This window comes from Mesorhizobium sp. L-2-11, assembly GCF_016756595.1.
In the GTDB taxonomy this organism is placed as follows: domain Bacteria; phylum Pseudomonadota; class Alphaproteobacteria; order Rhizobiales; family Rhizobiaceae; genus Mesorhizobium.
Map to the genome: position 1 here is coordinate 2,363,223 of NZ_AP023257.1, position 16,660 is coordinate 2,379,882.

General features: G+C 62.3%; 18 protein-coding genes. 9 read left to right on the plus strand and 9 right to left on the minus strand.

Annotated elements, in window-relative coordinates; all coding sequences use genetic code 11:
* Positions 1-77 precede the first annotated feature (77 nt).
* Positions 78-1,121, plus strand: coding sequence for a LacI family DNA-binding transcriptional regulator (locus tag JG739_RS11345; RefSeq protein WP_202366537.1), 1,044 nt, complete (start codon positions 78-80; stop codon positions 1,119-1,121).
* A gap of 38 nt (positions 1,122-1,159) precedes the next feature.
* On the opposite strand, the gene JG739_RS11350 is transcribed toward JG739_RS11345, so the two are convergent.
* Together JG739_RS11350 and JG739_RS11355 are read right to left on the minus strand one after the other, a co-directional pair.
* The gene (locus JG739_RS11350) at positions 1,160-1,705 is read right to left on the minus strand and encodes a flavin reductase family protein (RefSeq protein WP_202366538.1); all 546 of its coding nucleotides are present in this window, start codon (positions 1,703-1,705) and stop codon (positions 1,160-1,162) included.
* Between the two features lie 67 nt (positions 1,706-1,772).
* The gene (locus JG739_RS11355) at positions 1,773-2,930 is read right to left on the minus strand and encodes an LLM class flavin-dependent oxidoreductase (protein ID WP_202366539.1); all 1,158 of its coding nucleotides are present in this window, start codon (positions 2,928-2,930) and stop codon (positions 1,773-1,775) included.
* 128 nt (positions 2,931-3,058) lie between these two features.
* On the opposite strand from JG739_RS11355, the gene JG739_RS11360 reads away from it, so the two are divergent.
* Both JG739_RS11360 and JG739_RS11365 read left to right on the plus strand, forming a co-directional pair.
* Positions 3,059-3,736, plus strand: coding sequence for a GntR family transcriptional regulator (locus tag JG739_RS11360; protein WP_202367420.1), 678 nt, complete (start codon positions 3,059-3,061; stop codon positions 3,734-3,736).
* 9 nt (positions 3,737-3,745) lie between these two features.
* The gene (locus JG739_RS11365; RefSeq protein WP_202366540.1) at positions 3,746-4,870 is read left to right on the plus strand and encodes a Gfo/Idh/MocA family protein; all 1,125 of its coding nucleotides are present in this window, start codon (positions 3,746-3,748) and stop codon (positions 4,868-4,870) included.
* 165 nt (positions 4,871-5,035) lie between these two features.
* On the opposite strand, the gene JG739_RS11370 is transcribed toward JG739_RS11365, so the two are convergent.
* The 7 genes from JG739_RS11370 to JG739_RS11400 form a co-directional block, all read right to left on the minus strand.
* Complete coding sequence (locus JG739_RS11370; RefSeq protein ID WP_202366541.1) at positions 5,036-6,109, minus strand: 3-carboxy-cis,cis-muconate cycloisomerase; 1,074 nt, start codon at positions 6,107-6,109, stop codon at positions 5,036-5,038.
* On the minus strand, positions 6,106-6,720 hold the full coding sequence (gene pcaG, locus JG739_RS11375; RefSeq protein ID WP_202366542.1) for a protocatechuate 3,4-dioxygenase subunit alpha: 615 nt from the start codon (positions 6,718-6,720) through the stop codon (positions 6,106-6,108). The genes JG739_RS11370 and pcaG overlap by 4 nt, the downstream gene beginning before the upstream one ends.
* Positions 6,720-7,478, minus strand: a complete 759-nt coding sequence (gene pcaH, locus JG739_RS11380) for a protocatechuate 3,4-dioxygenase subunit beta (protein ID WP_202366543.1) — start codon at positions 7,476-7,478, stop codon at positions 6,720-6,722. The genes pcaG and pcaH overlap by 1 nt, the downstream gene beginning before the upstream one ends.
* Positions 7,479-7,480: 2 nt before the next feature.
* The gene (pcaC, locus tag JG739_RS11385; RefSeq protein ID WP_202366544.1) at positions 7,481-7,879 is read right to left on the minus strand and encodes a 4-carboxymuconolactone decarboxylase; all 399 of its coding nucleotides are present in this window, start codon (positions 7,877-7,879) and stop codon (positions 7,481-7,483) included.
* The gene (gene pcaD, locus JG739_RS11390) at positions 7,876-8,676 is read right to left on the minus strand and encodes a 3-oxoadipate enol-lactonase (RefSeq protein WP_202367421.1); all 801 of its coding nucleotides are present in this window, start codon (positions 8,674-8,676) and stop codon (positions 7,876-7,878) included. Before pcaD ends, pcaC begins: the two co-directional genes overlap by 4 nt.
* A gap of 5 nt (positions 8,677-8,681) precedes the next feature.
* Positions 8,682-10,574, minus strand: a complete 1,893-nt coding sequence (locus JG739_RS11395; RefSeq protein ID WP_202366545.1) for a bifunctional sugar phosphate isomerase/epimerase/4-hydroxyphenylpyruvate dioxygenase family protein — start codon at positions 10,572-10,574, stop codon at positions 8,682-8,684.
* Between the two features lie 85 nt (positions 10,575-10,659).
* Positions 10,660-11,346 (minus strand): TetR/AcrR family transcriptional regulator, encoded by a 687-nt coding sequence (locus JG739_RS11400; protein ID WP_202366546.1) that lies wholly within the window; start codon positions 11,344-11,346, stop codon positions 10,660-10,662.
* Positions 11,347-11,522: 176 nt separating this feature from the next.
* Here JG739_RS11400 and JG739_RS11405 point away from each other — a divergent pair, with 176 nt between their 5' ends.
* The 6 genes from JG739_RS11405 to JG739_RS11430 all read left to right on the plus strand — a co-directional run bounded on the left by JG739_RS11405 (position 11,523) and on the right by JG739_RS11430 (position 16,626).
* Positions 11,523-12,431: a shikimate dehydrogenase gene (locus JG739_RS11405; protein WP_202366547.1), complete on the plus strand. Its 909-nt coding sequence runs from the start codon at positions 11,523-11,525 to the stop codon at positions 12,429-12,431.
* 48 nt (positions 12,432-12,479) lie between these two features.
* The gene (gene dctP / locus JG739_RS11410; protein ID WP_202366548.1) at positions 12,480-13,466 is read left to right on the plus strand and encodes a TRAP transporter substrate-binding protein DctP; all 987 of its coding nucleotides are present in this window, start codon (positions 12,480-12,482) and stop codon (positions 13,464-13,466) included.
* A gap of 66 nt (positions 13,467-13,532) precedes the next feature.
* Entirely contained in the window at positions 13,533-14,051 is a 519-nt protein-coding gene (locus JG739_RS11415) for a TRAP transporter small permease (protein WP_202366549.1), read from the plus strand.
* Positions 14,048-15,349, plus strand: a complete 1,302-nt coding sequence (locus tag JG739_RS11420; RefSeq protein ID WP_202366550.1) for a TRAP transporter large permease — start codon at positions 14,048-14,050, stop codon at positions 15,347-15,349. The genes JG739_RS11415 and JG739_RS11420 overlap by 4 nt, the downstream gene beginning before the upstream one ends.
* 4 nt (positions 15,350-15,353) lie before the next feature.
* The gene (locus tag JG739_RS11425; RefSeq protein ID WP_202366551.1) at positions 15,354-15,797 is read left to right on the plus strand and encodes a type II 3-dehydroquinate dehydratase; all 444 of its coding nucleotides are present in this window, start codon (positions 15,354-15,356) and stop codon (positions 15,795-15,797) included.
* Positions 15,790-16,626 (plus strand): 3-keto-5-aminohexanoate cleavage protein, encoded by an 837-nt coding sequence (locus JG739_RS11430; RefSeq protein ID WP_202366552.1) that lies wholly within the window; start codon positions 15,790-15,792, stop codon positions 16,624-16,626. Before JG739_RS11425 ends, JG739_RS11430 begins: the two co-directional genes overlap by 8 nt.
* Positions 16,627-16,660 lie beyond the last annotated feature (34 nt).

The window sequence follows — 16,660 nt, forward strand, 5'->3', positions numbered from 1 at the left end:
AAATGGGTGCCACAGACATTTTTATTGCGCAATCTGAAAATTTTTTGCAGCATGAAGGCCTGGTGAGGAAACAGCCGATGGTCGTCAAGGTCGAAAGCGGGAAGCGCGGCACGCCCAGCCGGCGCGTGCGGCTCGAAGACGTCGCCGCGCGCTGTGGCGTTTCCGTCAGCACGGCGTCGCGGGCGCTTGCCGGCGGCAAGGGCGTGCGCGGTGACCTTCGGTCGACGATCGTCGAAACTGCCAGGAAGCTGAACTACACGGTCGCGACTTCGATCGCCGGCCGCAAGGTGGTCCTCGCCGCAAGCAACGCTGCGAGGATCGACTATGGCCGCAACCAGTTCACCTTCTATGTGCTCGACGGACTGAACGAGCGCGCAAAAACTCTCGGCGTCGAGCTGGTGTCGCGCTCGATCGCCGACGCCGGTGAGCAGATCGCGCTGCTCGATGAGGCCAGGCAAGACAAAAGCGTCGTTGGCTGCCTGTTTCTGACGCTCGACGACGAGGCGGTGCTGACGCTGAGCGGCGGTTTCAGCAAGCCGATCGTGCTCATAAACGGCGACGACCCGGCGATGCACCATTCGAGCCTGACGCCATGCAACCGCTCGGCGGCGCATCTCGCGACGCAGCACCTGCTCGACCTCGGCCACCGGCGCATCCTGTTCCTGATGCGGCGCGGGCGGCGCACGATCGAGCGTCGCTTCGAGGGCTGGCAGGATGCACTGCGAGAGCGCGGCCTGGCGGCCGGCGACCTGGCTGTGGAGGTGACGGATTGGCTGCCGGACCTTGCGGCCGAAGCGATTGCGCGGCGCATCGAGGCGCGTGGCCTCGACTTCACAGCTGTGCTCGCCGCGGGCGACAGCCTCGCTATCGGCGCGATGATGGCGATCCGCAAGTCGGGTTACGAGGTGCCTGCCGACGTGTCGATCATGGGCATGGATGACCTTCCGCAGGCGGCTTTCCAAAACCCGCCCCTCACGACGATGCATATCCCGATGCGCGAGATCGGCGCGGCGTCGCTCGACCTCCTGCTCGCCGATCTCGGCGGGGACCTGCCGCCGCGCCGTATCGAATTCGCCTGCCATATCGTGCAACGTCAGTCGACCGGCCCGGTTCGCGCCTGAGAAGTATGGTTGACGCCGCTGCCCGGGCCAGGCCATCGCTACATCGCTGGGGTCACGTTCGAACCGTCTTCGAAGCGTCCGTAACCTCCGCCGAAGAAAAGCAGAGGTTCGCCGTCTCGCAAGGTCGCGGCGCTTACGCGGGCAACGACAATCAAATGGTCGCCACCCTCATGCCCGGAGATCCGCACGCATTCGAACCGCGACAGGCAGCCACCCAGCAGCGGCACGCCGGCATCGTTCAGGTCGTGCGGGAGGCCGTCGAAGGCTTGACCGACGCGAGCGAAGCGCTGGCTCAGCTCGATCTGCTCTGCGCCCAAGACATGAACCGCGAAATGTTCGCAACCTGCGAAGGCGGCAAAGCGCCTCGAATGCCGGCCGATCGACCAGAGCACGATCGGCGGGTCGAGGGACACCGATGCAAAGCTGTTCGCCGTGATGCCGACGGGGCCATCAGGCGTCATCGTTGTGACGACGGTGATACCGGTCGCAAACCGGCCGAGCGCGTCGCGGAACTCGCGCTTGCGGTCGGGGCCGGGCACGAAGCTTTTCATCGGTTGCTGCTCGGGGTTGAGGAAGTGGTACATCAGCCGCCCTCCTGGCCAGGGGCTGCGGTGGAAGCTTCAATCTCGTTGAGCCGCATTCGCAGCATCATCATCGCCGCTCCCCGGTTCCGAGTGGGGTCGGCGGGGTGATTTCCGGCACCCGGCCATAGGCATGCGGCAGCGAGCAGGTGTTGATGTTCGGCAGCACGCGTTTGCTGAAGGACAAGGCCTCGTCGAGATGCGGATAGCCTGAGAAGATGAAGGCGCGGATGCCCATTTTCCGGTATTCCTCGATCTCGCACATGACTTGATCGGTCGAGCCGACGATCGCGGCGCCACAACCGGAGCGTGCGCGGCCAACGCCGGTCCACAGATGCCGCTCGACATAGCCGTGTGCGTCGGCGCCGGCACGGTTCTTTGCCTGGTGCGCGACGCCCAGGGATGTCGCGTCCAGTGCGCGGGCGCGGATAACGCTGCCCTGCTCGTCGTCGAGTTTCGAAACCAGCTCCTCGGCATAGTCGCGGGCTTCGGCTTCGGTGTCGCGCACAATCACGTGGACGCGCAGGCCATAATCCAATGTGCGGCCATGGGCGGCCGCACGCTCGTGAACATCACGCATGCGTTGCGCCAACACGTCCTTCGCCTCCGGCCACATCAGATACACGTCACACTGCGCGCCGCAGAGTTCGAGCGCGTCGGGCGAATAGCCGCCGAAATAGAGCAGCGGCCCGCCATTCTGCTGGTAGGGCTTTGCGGGGTCGGCGGTTACTTTCCTGAATTGGTAGACCTCGCCCTGATGGTCGATTTCGTCGCGCGTCCAGGCCTGACGCAGGATCTCGATGACCTCGCGCGAACGCTGATAGCGGAAGCGGCTGTCGGCGAGTTCGCCGGGAAAGTCGGAAGAGATGATGTTGACCGTCAATCTGCCCTTCAGCATGTGGTCGAGCGTTGCCAGCGTGCGCGCCAGCATGATCGGTTGCATTTCGCCGCAACGCACCGCCGCGAGAAGGTTGATCGTCGAGGTTATCGGAGCGCAGCCCGCCACGAAGGACAGAGTATCCTGGCCAACCTGATAGGACGAGGGACACAGGATATTGCGAAAGCCCAGTCCTTCGGCTGTCTTGACGATATCGGAGCAGTGCTCCCAACTCGACCGCAGCGCGCCGTCCGGTACGCCGAGATAGCGGAAATCATCGGAACACAAAGCGGAAAACCACGACACTTCAGCAGCATCGAGATCTGCGGACGTCACCGGAACGACCGTCAATGTCGGTACTCCCTCGTTCAGAAACTGGATTTCCCTGTTGCATATCATTCGTGTTGGTGTAGATCAATAGTGTATCAATTTGCGTTGGAGACAATGTGACCCCGTCCAGAAACGCCTACGCGCTTCCGATGCATCAAAAGGTCAGCGAAATGCTGATCCGCGAGATCGCGGCCGGGAGGATGATCGAGGGCGAGAAGCTTCCGCCGGAGCGCGACATGGCTGCGAGCCTTGGAATAGCGGTCGGTACTTTGCGCAAGGCGCTCGGCGATCTCGAGCGCAAGGGCTTGCTCAGTCGCATCCAGGGTTCCGGCAACTACGTACGGTCGCAACCCGACGTGGCAAGTGTCTATTCGATGTTCCGGCTGGAACTCCTGGGGGGAGGCGGGCTGCCGACGGCGCGCGTTCTGTCAGTCGATCGGCTGGCGAAACCGACGGACCTGCCGGTGTTCGGGTCGAGCAGCGAGGCCCATAGGATAAGACGGCTGCGGAGCCTCGGCGGCAAGCCGGCGGCGCTGGAGGAGATCTGGCTCGACGGTTCCCGTGCGGAGACGGTTGCTATCGAAGAACTGTCGGATTCGCTCTATCTCTACTACCGCAAGGCGCTTGGCATCTGGATCTTGCGTGCAGAGGACCGCGTCGGGGTCGGCCAGGTGCCGGGATGGGCGCCGCCCGAGTTCGGCCTCGCGCCGGGCGCCGCCGCTGGCTTCATCGAGCGTACCGGCTGGATGCAGGACGGCGCCAGCGCGGAGTTTTCCAAGACCTGGTTTGATCATGGCGTCGCGCGCTATGTCGCGCGGCTGCGATAGGGAACGGATATGGCGAAGCACATTTCCTACGGCGTCATAGGCTGCGGCATGATGGGGCAGGAGCATCTTCGCAATATCGCGCTGCTGCCCGATGTCGGCGTCGCAGCGATCTTCGAGCCCGACGCGACGATGCGCGCCCGCGCGGCAGACCTTGCCCCGCATGCATCGATCGCCGGCTCGGTCGCGGAAGTGGCGGCCGATCCGCGCGTCGACTGCTTGCTCATCGCCAGCCCGAACTATGTGCATTTCGCACAGCTCAAGGAAATCGCTGCTATCCGTGCGTTGCCCATCCTGGTCGAGAAGCCGCTTTTCACCGATCCGGTCGACGCAGCCGCGGTGAAGGCCTTCGTCGCGACCTATACCGCACCAGTCTGGGTCGCGATGGAATACCGCTATATGCCGCCGGTCGCTCGATTCATCGAGCAGGCACAGGACGCCACCGGCGGCATCCGGATGCTGACAATCCGCGAACATCGCTATCCGTTCCTGGACAAGGTGGCCCACTGGAACCGCTTCAACCGTCGATCGGGAGGCACGTTCGTCGAAAAATGCTGCCATTTCTTCGATCTCATGCGGCTGATCCTGAAATCGGAACCGGTGAGGATCATGGCGTCGGCCGGGCAGGAAGTGAACCATCTCAACGAAATTTATGATGGCGAGACACCCGATATTTGGGATTGCGGCTACGTGCTGGTCGATTTCGCCAGCGGCGCGCGCGCCATGCTGGAACTATGCATGTATGCAGAGGGCAGCCGCTATCAGGAGGAGATCAGCGCCGTCGGTGCGCGAGGTAAAGTCGAATGCCTAGTGCCGGGTCCCGGCCGCTTCTGGCCAGTTCATCTCGGCGCGGCGCCGACGCCGCAGTTGATCGTCAGCCCGCGCTCTCCGCAGGGACCGTACACCGTCGAGATCTCGGTCGACCCGCAATTGTTGACGGCCGGCGATCACAACGGCTCGACTTTCTATCAGCATCAGCGGTTCTGCGCCGCCCTGCGAGGCGAAGGGCCGGTCGAGGTGACGATGGACGATGGCTGGAAAGCTGTCGCCATGGGTATGGCCGCACAATGGTCGGCAAGCCAGGGCACGGCCATTTCCAACCCACTCGATGCCGGCGAGAGCGCAGAGTGTGGCTGATGGTACCGACCAAGTGGTAGCGGAGACGGCCAAATCGCAACGGCGTGAGCCGCGTAGAGCATTTTGCAGCCAAGTGGAATCACTTGGCGTCGCATAAAATGCGGCTAAAACAAGTAGATAGAGCGGGATCCTAGTTCAATTTGAACGCATCCCGCTCTAGCGGGGTCAGTCGATCTTGCCTCCGATTGCCGCTATGGTTCGGACCAGCCTGTCCGCGACACAGGTCGATGCTCCAGCCGCCATGAGCATCTGCGGCAGGATCAACCATTCCAGCGTCCAGGCTGCACCAGAGCGCTCTTGCTCATGGATCAGCGCGTGATGCATTCCCGACAATTGGATTGCGTTGTAGCGGGCAAGCGTCACCAGCATCTCGGCGTCGATGGGATTGCGCTTGTGCGCCATGGCGGACGACGAACCGCCGCTCGCCCGTTGCAGCTCGTCGCCTGCCTGCGCCATCAGCGCAATGTCCTGCCCGAATTTGCCGAGGCCGCCCGTCACAAGCGACAGCCAGCTGGCCAGCTCAGCGATGCGGTCGCGCTGGCTGTGCCATTGCGGCGCGTCGCCGAGGCTCAAGCGCCGGGCCAGTGCAGCACGGACGGCGGCGCCCTTGTCTGCGAACTTCTCAAGTGTCCCGACGGCGCCGCCGAACTGGACGACGAGAACCGATCCTCGCACCGATTGAAGCCGCTCGTGGTGGCGCAGGAGCGGTTCGCGCCAGCTTGTGACGCGGTCGGCTACGAAAATCGGAATCGCTGCCTGCATTCGGGTTCGGGCCATCAGCGGGCGATCGCCAAACCGATGGCGAAGATCGGCGAAGGCGACCACCAGAGCCGAAAGCCGTTCTTCCAACAGGTTGATGCAGGCGCGAATTCTCAGGATCATCGCCGTGTCGATCACGTCCTGGCTAGTCGCACCGAAATGCACATGCTCCGAATGCGGCTCTCCGACAGCATGCCTGATCTGCCGCACGAGTTCCGGCACCATAACGCCGTCGCGCGCCGTTGCGTCCCTCAGGGCCTGGATTTCCGGCCGGAAGTTGTCGAGGACGCGCCCGATTGCGCTTGCCGCGGCCGCCGGGACGATGCCGAGTGCAGCTTCTGCGTCGGCGAGCGCTTTCTCGAATTGCAGCATCGTCGCAAGTTCGGCCTCGACGCCGAGCAGCGTCGCCATCTTCTCATCGCCGAGAAGCCCGGACAGGAGGGGCCCGGACAGGAGGGGATTGTCGAATCCTGCGATCATATGTCGAAGAAGACCGTCTCGTTGATGCCCTGCAGATGAATGTCGAACTTATAGATGTCGCCATCGCGCGGCGCGACCAGCGTTGACACGCGCTCTCTTTGCTCAATGCGCATGAGGACGGGATCCTCGGCGTTGGCGGCTTCCTCGTCGCCGAAATACATGCGGGTGTGAAGGCCGATGTTGATTCCACGTGCGACGATCCAGACCGTCAAATGCGGCGCCATCTTGCGGCCGTCAAAAAAGGGCACGCGACCGGGTTTGATGGTCTCGAACATGCATTCGCCCGTCGTCATGTCGGTGGGCAGCCGGCCCCAGCCGGTAAAATTCGGGTCGGCGGAGCCGTGCAGATCCGAGGGCGAATTGTAAATGCCGGCGGCGTCCGCCTGCCAGATTTCCACAAGCGCGTCGTTCAGCGGCGAACCGGCGCCGTCGATCACCCGGATTTTGACCCTGATGCGTTCGCCCCTGGTCTTGTCGTTGACCATTGCGGTGCCAAGGTCGCGTTCATAGACGCCCGCGATACCGGCAAAGTTGGGCGTCAGCCCGATATGGACGTAGGGTCCCGCGGTCTGCGAGGCGCTTTCCTTCAGCCGACCGAGAGTCTGGACCATCAGTTGCCCTCGATGCGGTTTTCGAACAGCGTCGAGCGGCGGCCGCGCAGTACAATGTCGAATTTGTATGCCCGCGCATCCATCGGTATCGTTGCCTCCATGTCGAGCGCGGCGGTGAGGCCTTCAATGGCGCGGCGGTCGTTGATGGTCCGCACGATCGGGCACCTCCAAATCATCGGGTCGCCCTCGAAATACATCTGGCTGATCAAGCGCTGCGCGAAGCCGTGCCCGAAGATCGAGAAATGGATGTGAGCTGGACGCCAGTCGTTGGGCCCGTTGGGCCAGGGATATGGTCCCGGCTGGATCGTGCGGAAACAATAGGAGCCATCCTCGCCGGTGATGGTGCGGCCGCAGCCGCCGAAGTTCGGATCGAGTGGCGCGAGATAAGTCTCCTTCCTGTGTCGATAGCGTCCGCCGGCGTTGGCCTGCCATATCTCCAGCAACGCACCGCCGACGCCGATGCCGCGCTCGTCGAGCAGGCTGCCATAGACGAGGATGCGCGGCCCGATCGCGCTTTCGCCCGGCCCGGCAAAATTGTGTATCAGGTCATTGTCCAGTTCACCGAGGATATTGTGGCCGAAGACGGGCCCCGTAAGCTCCGACAGGGTGTTGTCGAGGGAAAGAAGCGGCCGTTGCGGCGAGCGCAGCACGGAAGTCTTGTAGGCTGGCGTCAAGGCCGGCGGATGCCAGTTGCGGTCGCGCGGAAAGAAGGCGCCGATTTCCGGCGTGCGGTTGGCGGGAAAGCGCGATCTGGTCATGATTAGCCGGCTTGAGCGTCGATTTCGTCGAACGTCTTCCTGGCGATCTTCATTGCATGATTTGCCGCCGGCACCCCGGCATAGATTGCCACATGCAGCAGCACCTCGCGTATGTCGTCGCGCGTCGCCCCGGTATTGACGCTGGCGCGGATATGCATCGCAACCTCTTCGTCCTGCTTCAGCGCGGCGAGCAGCGCGATGGTGATCATGGAACGCTCGCGCCTGGTGATATCAGGCCGCGACCAGACGTGGCTCCATGCAGCCTCGGTGATCAGGTCCTGGAAAGGAATGTCGAATTCGGTCTTGGCCGCCTCTGCGCGGTCGACATGGGCGTCACCCAGCACCGAACGGCGTGTCGCCATCCCTTCGACGTATCGGTCGCCGTTTTGTGGCTTGCTCATGTGCGCTCTCTTGGCATGTCGTTCAGGAAGCCACGGATCAGCCCCGCGAGCCTTTCCGGCTGCTCGACGCAGGGGATGTGGCCCGCCCCGGCGATGACCTCGAACCGTGCAGCGGGGATTGAGCGGGCCAGCGATTCCACCAGTTCTGGCGGCGTCGATCCGTCCTGATCGCCGACAATGCAGAGTGTCGGCACTTTGATCGCGGCGGTCGTCGCGGTGAAATCGGCGTCGCGGATAGAAGCGCAGGCAGCAGCGTAGCCGGCCGGATCCTGGCGCGTCAGCATCGTTTTATAACCCGCCAGCTCCTCGCCGCGATTCTTGTGGAAATCCGGTGTGAACCATTTTCGCATGACGTCGTCGGCAAAGCTCGCGATGCCCTCCAACAGGGCCGCGTTGATGCGCCCGTTCCACATCTCGGCCGTACCGATTTTCGCCGCTGTATCGCAAAGGATCAACCCCTCGATCAAATCCGGCCGCGTCTTGTAAAGGCATTGCGCAATGACGCCGCCGATCGAAAGCCCGCAGATCACCGCGCGCTTTACGCCAAGATGGTCGAGCAGCCCTGCAAGGTCCGTCGCATGGGTCTCGATCGTTTGCGGCGCGTCACCCAGTTCGCTAAGGCCGTGTCCGCGCTTGTCGAACGCAACGAACGTACAGTCGTCGGCCAGCCTTCGCTCGACCTCGTTCCAGATGCGCATATCCGTGCCGAGCGAGTTCGCGAAGACGACCGTCGGCCTGCCAGCTGTGGGGCGATGCCGGTAGTGGATCGTCGCGCCATTAATGCGAGCAAAGTTCATAACCGTCATAGCTTTGGCATTCCTTTGGGCCGCATCAGCCGTTTTTGCGCTGCAATGCGGAATGGTGCGTTCGGCGCACCATATCCTGCATAAGCGCCGCGCCGTTCAACGAACTCGATAATAAACCCTTCTCCGAATGTCGGCGCATAGAGCTGGAAAAATTCGCCGTTGTCGTCGCGGTCATAAAGGATGTTGGCTGAGCGTAACCGATCGGCGACCTCCGGATCCAAACCGAAGCGCGCTTCTACGTCGTCGTAGTAGTTCATCGAGATCTGAAGCGGTTCGAAGCCGTTGGCCTGCAGCTTCGCCGCCGTCGCAAAGATGTCGTCCGTCGCGAGTGCCAGATGCTGGACGCCGGAACCAAAGGTTTCGGCGATGAAATGACCAGCCAGGGTGCGGCGACTTTCGGCGCCGTTCAGCGTGAGGCGGAAGCGCTTGTCCAGACCCTCGATCACTTGACTGCGCACGAGGCCGGCCGGATCGACGATGTCGACCATCGGGGTTTTGGTCGTCCTGAAGATCGAGACATAGAACAGCAGCCAACTCGGCATCTCCTCCTGTGCCATGGTCTGCCCGACATGGTCGATACGGGTGAGGCCGACGCCATTGCCGGAACTTGCCGCCGTGACCGGCATGAACTCTATGTCCCAGACCTTTGCCAGGTCGGTCTTGGCATCGAGGAAGTAGATCAGTCCGCCGCCGACGCCGCGGATCGCCGGGATCGACAACTCGCCGGGCCCGACCCGCTGGTGAAAGATCTCCGCGCCCAGCACCTCGGCGCGCGCCACCGTGGCGGCGGCGTCCTCGACCTTCAGGCCCATCGCGTATGCCGACGTGCCATGGACAACAAAGGAAGAATGGGCAAAGCCCTGCCGCTCGGTATTGATGACAATATTGATCTCACCCTGGCGGTAGAGCGTGACGTCCTTCGAGACGTGCCGACCGGCCTCGACAAACCCGAGCATGCGCAACAGTGATCCAAGCTGTCCGGCGTCCTGGCGATCGGCCGCAAACTCGATGAACTCGATCCCTCCAACCCCGATGCGGTCGGGCATGGGCGGGATGGCCATGTCAAGTACCGGTTCTTCACGACGCACCTGATCCATCAACCATACGAGCGACCGCCGTCCGTCGACGGAGATCGCCTTTGCCGACCCGCCACGGAACTGGTCGTTGAAAATCTCGAGCGACAGATAGCCGTCATAACCGGTTGCCGCGACCGCCTGCATGAACTGTCGCACCGGCAGATCACCTTCGCCTGGCATGTTGCGGAAGTGCCGGCTCCAATAGAGCAAGTCCATTTCGATCAGCGGCGCGTCGGCGAGTTGGACAATGAAGATCTTGTCCGCGGGTATCGAACGGATCGAGCCGAGTTCAATCCTGCGGGCCAGCGTGTGGAAGGAATCGAGAACCAGCCCGACGTTCGGATGGTCAGTCCTGCGCACGATTTCCCACGCATCGCGATGATCATTGACGTGACGCCCCCAGGCCAATGCCTCGTAGCCGACGCGCAGACCGCGCTTGGCGGCGCGCTCGCCAAGCTCGTGAAAGTCCATGGCCGCCCGGTCGATCCCGCCAAGTGAGACCGGCGACACCGACGAGCATACCAGCATCAGGTCGGTGCCGAGTTCCTGCATGACGTCGAACTTGCGCTCGGCACGATCAAAGGCGCGGTTGCGCTGCGGCTCCGGCAAACCCTCAAAATCCCTGAACGGCTGGAACAGCGTTATGGTCAGACCTGTGTCACCAGCCATTCGGCCGACGTCGCGCGGTGAGCCGTCAAAGGCGAGGAAATCGTTCTCGAAGATTTCGACACCGTCGAAGCCCGCGGCGGAAATTGCCGCGAATTTCTCCGCCAGGTCACCGGCGATCGACACCGTCGCGATCGACGTCTTCAAACGCGCCTCCTCCCTGGTTTGTTGTGAACGAACCAGTTCGTACATAATTAAAGCAACGCTGGCAGCGCCGCAAGTTCCGGCGCGCTCAGCGTTCTGCGGGAGCTCTGTCCTTGGCGACAAAACGCAACAGCATCTCGACGCTGTTGCGTTTGAGCCGCTCGAGTTGTGCCGGCGCGCCGAAGTCGCGTCCGAAGATCATCGAAAAGGTGGTGCGATTGGAAACGTTGAAGAAGCACAGCGCGCTTATCTGCCAATGGAGTTCGACCGCGTCGAGTCCTGGCCGGAAGACCCCCTCTTCGACACCGCGTGAATAGATGCGAGAGATATGGTCGATCGCAGTCACGTTCAGTTCGCGGATCGCATCCGATTGTTCGAGGTATTGGCCGTGATGGATGTTCTCGATCATCACCATGCGGATGAATTCCTCGTGTCGGTGATGGTGGTCGAACGTGAACTCCACCAGGCGTGTCAGTGCCGCCACGGGGGGCAGGCCCTCGATGTCAAGTTGAGCCTCGCCTTCGCGCACCTGGCGATACGCGTTCTCGAGCGCGCGCAGATAGAGGCCTTCCTTGTCGCCGAAATAGTAGTAGATCATGCGCTTGCTGAAGCGTGTGCGCGCCGCAATCTCGTCTATGCGTGCGCCCGACAAACCGTTCAGGGCAAACTCCTTGGATGCGATCTCCAGGATGTTGCGGCGCGTGCCCTCAGGGTCTTGGATACGCGTCGTATTCGCGTCCGGCTTCGGCTTTCGTTCCTTCTTGATAACGGCCATGCAGTTTGAGTTCCCGCCCCGGCGCAGCCGGCATTTGACTAAACTAACCAGTTAGTACATCATTCGCAAATCACGACGGACTCATTTACCGGCGCGTCTGGCGTGAACACAAGGGCGATCCAGGAATTGCCGCATTCGGGCTGGGAGGCGGCCCGCACAGGGAGGAATTTCGGGAGATGGGCGATAGCCTTGTCGACCTGCTTTGCCGTCTAGCGGACGAGCACAAAGGCGCCGCCGGCGGCGACAGCGAGAAGGTGGTGATTGGCCTTGTCGGGCGCGGTATTCAGTCCTCGCGCACTCCCGGCATGCACGAGCGTGAAGCCCGGCGCCTTGGCATCGGCTATTCATACCTTTTGCTCGATTTCGACCGGCTCGGATTTCCCGACGCGGCGATCGGCGACTTGATCGCGGCGGCGGAAATTGCCGGCTTTCACGGCCTCAACATCACTCATCCGTTTAAACAGGCTGCCATTTCCGTCCTCGATGTGCTGTCGCCGGAAGCGCGCGCGATAGGCGCGGTGAATACGGTCGTCTTTGCTGGCGGACGCAAGGAAGGCCACAACACCGACAGCTGGGGTTTCGCGGAGAGTTTTCGCGAGGCAATGACAGGCGCATCGATGGGCTGTGTCGCAATGTTCGGCGCCGGCGGAGCGGGCGCTGCAGTCGCAAACGCGCTGATGCAAATGGGCGTTGGCCGGCTGTTCGTCCTCGACAGCCAACCCGGTCGCGCCTCGGAACTTGCGTCGCGCATGGGCGCCTTGTTCGGCGGTCGCGTCGAGACGTGGCCGGACCCGGCCGCAGCCGTGCGCATGGCAAACGGCATCGTTAACACGACCCCGGTGGGCATGGCAAAATACCCCGGAACACCGTTCGACACGGCTCTTCTGACAGCCGAAAAATGGGTCGCCGACATAATCTACTTTCCGACCGAAACAGAGTTGCTGGTCGCAGCCCGAACGATCGGCTGCAGAACGCTTCCGGGCACCGGCATGGCGGTCTATCAGGCCGTCCGCGCGTTCGAACTGTTCACCGGGCGCAAGGCCGACCGCCGCGCCATGGCAGATCATTTCGAGGCCGCCGCATGAAGGCAATGACGCCTATAACCATATGAAGACCATAGGGAGGAAATCGACATGAAAACTGAAATGAACCGACGCCTGTTTATGGTCGCCGCCGGCGCACTCGCCGCCGCGACCGCCATTCCCGCCCTGGCGCAGGATAAGCCGAAGCTGCGTTTCTCGGCCGTGTTCTCGGAGCAGGACATCCGGGCCGAGATGATGAAAATGTTCGCCGAAGCCATCAAGGACGACTTTGCCTTCGAGGGCTATTACGGCGGCAACCTGTTCAAGCAGGGCACCGAACTTGTCGCCATCCAGCGCGGCAACCTCGAGATGGGCAATGTGGCCCCGCAGGACATCTCCAAGCAGATTCCGGCGTGGTCTATCGTCACCGCCGGCTACCTGTTCCGTGACGCCGCGCACGTGAAGGCGTTCTTTGCCAGCGATGCCGGTGCGGAGCTGAAGCGGATGGCCGAGGACCAGCTCGGCGTGAAGGTGCTCGGCCCTACCTATTTCGGCCTGCGCCAGGTCGGTCTGAAGCCGGACAAGGAAATCAAGACTCCCGCCGACATGGCAGGCATCAAGCTGCGTATGCCGGGTGGCGACGCGTGGCAATTCCTCGGCCAGGCGCTCGGTGCGAACCCTACGCCAATGGCCTACGCCGAGGTCTATACCGGCCTGCAGACAGGCGCAATCGACGGGCAGGACAACCCGTTGCCCAACGTCGAGAACATGAAGTTCTACGAGGTCATGTCGCAGATCGTGCTTACCTCGCACCTTGTCGGTTTCGACCTTCTCAGCATCTCGAAAAAGGTGTGGGACGAGATGGGGGCCGAGAAGCAGGCAAAGGTCCAGGCCGCGGCGGACAAGGCGATCGACTTCTCGACAGAGAAACACCTGACGCGCGAGAAGGAACTCGTTGAAACGTTCAAGGGCAAGGGCCTGAAGATCTACGAGCCCGATGTCGCAGCATTCCGCAAGCATGTGCAGGAGCAATATCTTGCCTCCGACCTGGCCAAGGAATGGCCTGCCGGGATGGTCGACAAGATCAACGCGCTTTGACGCGACGAACTCGCCGGCCGGTCCGCTTGCGACCGGCTGGCCGGTTTGACCAGGCAGGGAGGCATCATGAACCCGGGATTGAGAAAGGTCGGCGGCTGGCTCTACCGGCGCGCCGAGAACGCAATCGCCATCGCAATCGGCGCCATGTTCGCCGCGTTTCTGCTGCAGGTTGTTTTTCGCTACCTTCTCAACTGGCCGACCGGCTGGAGCAACGAGCTCACCGTCGTACTCTGGATCTGGGTTGTGCTGTTCGGCGCAGCGTTCGTCGTTCGCGAAGAGGAGGAAATCCGTTTTGATCTCCTCTATGCCACAGTCGGTCCGGACATCAGGCGGGTCATGACGCTTGCCTTCGCAATCGCTCTCGTCGCGCTCTATGGCTGGTCCTTTCCGGCCGTCTTCAGCTACGTGACCTTCATGAAGGTCGAGAGCACCGCCTACCTCAAGATACGCTTCGACTGGCTGTTCTCGATCTATCTGGTCTTCGTGGTCGCCGTGATCGCCCGCTACCTGTGGCTGGCGTGGCGTGCTCTGCGCGGCGAAGCACCGGCGGAATTCGACCCCACCAAAGCGAGCTCCGGCGTATGAATCTCGCGAGTCCGTTTTCGCTGTCAGTCGTCGCGATCACAGCGCTGGCCCTGCTTGGCCTGCCGATCGGTCACTCGATGATCGCCGGGTCGATCCTCTATCTCTGGCTTGCAGGGCTGGACATGGGCACCTCGGCCGAGCAGCTCCTCAACGGGCTCTACACAAGCTACATTCTGCTTGCCGTACCGATGTTCATTCTCGCCGCGGAGTTGATGAACGCCGGGACGATGACCGACCGGCTGCTGCAATTCTGCAATGCCGTCGTCGGCCGTTTCCGCGGCGGCCTGGCGCAAGTCAACGTGCTGCAGTCGATCATTTTCGCCGGCATGTCCGGCTCGGCCATCGCCGACGCTGCAGGCACCGGCAAGATGATGCAGCAACTCATGACCAGGGATGGCAAGTATCCGGCGAGCTATGCCGCTGCGCTGACAGCCGTCACCTCCGTCATCGGCCCGATCATTCCTCCATCGATTCCGCTGGTCATCTACGCACTGATCTCGGATGCATCCATCGGCTACCTCTTCATTGCCGGTATCGTGCCGGGCCTTCTTCTCGCCCTGGCGCAGATGATCATCGTCGCCATCGACGCGCGCCGGAAGAACTTTCCGGTCGAGAAGCCGGTGCCGCTCAGGGAGTTGCCGGGGATCACCTTGCGCGCATTTCCGGCGCTGATGCTGCCGGTCGTTCTGCTGGTCGGCATAAGGGGCGGCGTGATGACCCCCACCGAGGCCGCGGCGGTCGCCGCCGGCTACGCGCTGCTCATCTCGGTCGCGATCTATCGCAGCGTGACGCCGGGCCAGCTCTACCATGCGCTTCTCAACAGCGCCCGCACCACCGCCTCGATCGGCATGCTCATCGCCGGCGCCCTGGTGTTCAACTACGTCGTTACGGTTGAGAACATTCCGCAATCCCTGTCGGTGATCCTGAAGTCCTGGGACCTTTCGCCGATGGGGTTCCTGATCCTGGTCAACATCCTGCTGCTGATCCTGGGCTGCGTCCTGGAGGGCACGACTATCCTGCTGGTCATCGTGCCGGTGCTGATTCCGACGGCGCAGGCGCTCGGTGTCGACATGGTGCATTTCGGCGTTATGGTCGTCGTCAACATCATGCTCGGGCTCGTCACCCCGCCCTACGGGTTGCTGCTGTTCATCATGACCCGCATCGCGGAGGTGCCGTTGCGCGACCTGGTGCACGACGTGATGCCGTTTCTCTACGCCATGATTGCCGCCCTGATGCTGATCACCTTCTTCCCATCGCTGGTGCTGTGGCTGCCGCGCCTGCTGGGCTATCAAGGATAGGACCATGACCAAGCCAATCTTCGTTCTCAACGGGCCAAATCTCAACCGGCTCGGCATGCGCGAGCCGGAGATCTATGGGCGGACGACACTCGCAGAAATCGAGGTGATGTGCCGTGACGCCGCCGGCGATCATCCGATCCGTTTTCACCAGTCGAACATCGAAGGCGAAATCGTCAACTGGGTGCATGAGGCGATCGACGACGGCGCGGGCATTCTGATCAATCCCGCGGGTTTGAGTTTTATTTCGATCCCGGTGCTCGATGCGCTCAAAATGTTTGCGGGCCCGATCGTCGAACTGCATATCTCGAACATCCATCGCCGCGAGGAGATCTATCATCGGTCGCTGGTATCGAAGGTCGCCAGCGGCGTGATCGCGGGGCTGGGCGCCGAGGGGTATCCGCTCGCAATCCGCTGGCTCATCGACCAGGTCGACCGTCGCCATGACTGAACCCTGTATCATCGCTGTTGCGATCACCGGCTCGCTGCCGCGCAAGGAAGACAATCCTGCGGTGCCAATCAGCGTGGCCGAACAGATCGAGTCGACCCAGGAAGCCTTTGAAGCGGGTGCGTCGCTGGTGCACATCCACGTGCGCAATGACGATCAGAGTTCATCGTCAGAACCAACGCGCTTCGCTGCCGTCCAGGCGGGGGTGCGCAGGCACTGCCCCGGCATGATCGTCCAGTTCTCGACCGGCGGGCGCGGTCGTGATCCTGCCGCGCGTGGCTCGGCACTTTATCTGAAGCCGGACATGGCCTCGCTCTCGACCGGTTCGGTCAACTTTCCATCCATCGTCTATGAGAACCATCCCGCCCTGATCGCTGATCTCGCAACCGCGATGAAGGCAAATGGCGTGCTGCCGGAGATCGAGATCTTCGATCTTTCGCACCTTCACACAGCCAGGCGGCTGGCCGACGCGGGACTTATAGGTGAGCGCCCGCACATCCAGTTTGTCATGGGCGTGCAAAACGCACTGCCTGCGGAGGAGAGATTGCTCGACGCGCTCCTCGGGGAAGCGAAATTCCTGTTTCCACAATCCACCTGGACAGCGGCCGGAATAGGCCGCAACCAAACGATCGTCATGGAATGGGCGTTGGCACGCGGAGCAGACGCAGTGCGGACCGGACTTGAGGACAATATCAGGATCACCAGGGAACGCCTGGCGCGCAGCAACGCCGAGCTCGTCGAACTCGCGGCGGCGTCGGTCGAGAAGCTTGGCCGGCGCGTGGCCACCGTCAGCGAGGCGCGCCAAACGCTTGGTCTGGCGTCAGGACCGTAATTCCTGGCTGCAACTTCGCGCCGCGAAGGCCGAA

Coding starts and splice junctions, on each gene's coding strand:
- pcaC (WP_202366544.1), bottom strand. CDS start 7,879: ATGAGCAAGCCACAAAACGGCGACCGATACGTCGAAGGGATGGCGACA.
- JG739_RS11400 (WP_202366546.1), bottom strand. CDS start 11,346: ATGGCCGTTATCAAGAAGGAACGAAAGCCGAAGCCGGACGCGAATACG.
- pcaD (WP_202367421.1), bottom strand. CDS start 8,676: ATGAACTTTGCTCGCATTAATGGCGCGACGATCCACTACCGGCATCGC.
- JG739_RS11345 (WP_202366537.1), top strand. CDS start 78: ATGGTCGTCAAGGTCGAAAGCGGGAAGCGCGGCACGCCCAGCCGGCGC.
- dctP (WP_202366548.1), top strand. CDS start 12,480: ATGAAAACTGAAATGAACCGACGCCTGTTTATGGTCGCCGCCGGCGCA.
- JG739_RS11365 (WP_202366540.1), top strand. CDS start 3,746: ATGGCGAAGCACATTTCCTACGGCGTCATAGGCTGCGGCATGATGGGG.
- JG739_RS11420 (WP_202366550.1), top strand. CDS start 14,048: ATGAATCTCGCGAGTCCGTTTTCGCTGTCAGTCGTCGCGATCACAGCG.
- JG739_RS11360 (WP_202367420.1), top strand. CDS start 3,059: ATGCATCAAAAGGTCAGCGAAATGCTGATCCGCGAGATCGCGGCCGGG.
- JG739_RS11425 (WP_202366551.1), top strand. CDS start 15,354: ATGACCAAGCCAATCTTCGTTCTCAACGGGCCAAATCTCAACCGGCTC.
- JG739_RS11415 (WP_202366549.1), top strand. CDS start 13,533: ATGAACCCGGGATTGAGAAAGGTCGGCGGCTGGCTCTACCGGCGCGCC.
- JG739_RS11430 (WP_202366552.1), top strand. CDS start 15,790: ATGACTGAACCCTGTATCATCGCTGTTGCGATCACCGGCTCGCTGCCG.
- JG739_RS11350 (WP_202366538.1), bottom strand. CDS start 1,705: ATGTACCACTTCCTCAACCCCGAGCAGCAACCGATGAAAAGCTTCGTG.
- pcaG (WP_202366542.1), bottom strand. CDS start 6,720: ATGGTCCAGACTCTCGGTCGGCTGAAGGAAAGCGCCTCGCAGACCGCG.
- JG739_RS11405 (WP_202366547.1), top strand. CDS start 11,523: ATGGGCGATAGCCTTGTCGACCTGCTTTGCCGTCTAGCGGACGAGCAC.
- JG739_RS11370 (WP_202366541.1), bottom strand. CDS start 6,109: ATGATCGCAGGATTCGACAATCCCCTCCTGTCCGGGCCCCTCCTGTCC.
- pcaH (WP_202366543.1), bottom strand. CDS start 7,478: ATGACCAGATCGCGCTTTCCCGCCAACCGCACGCCGGAAATCGGCGCC.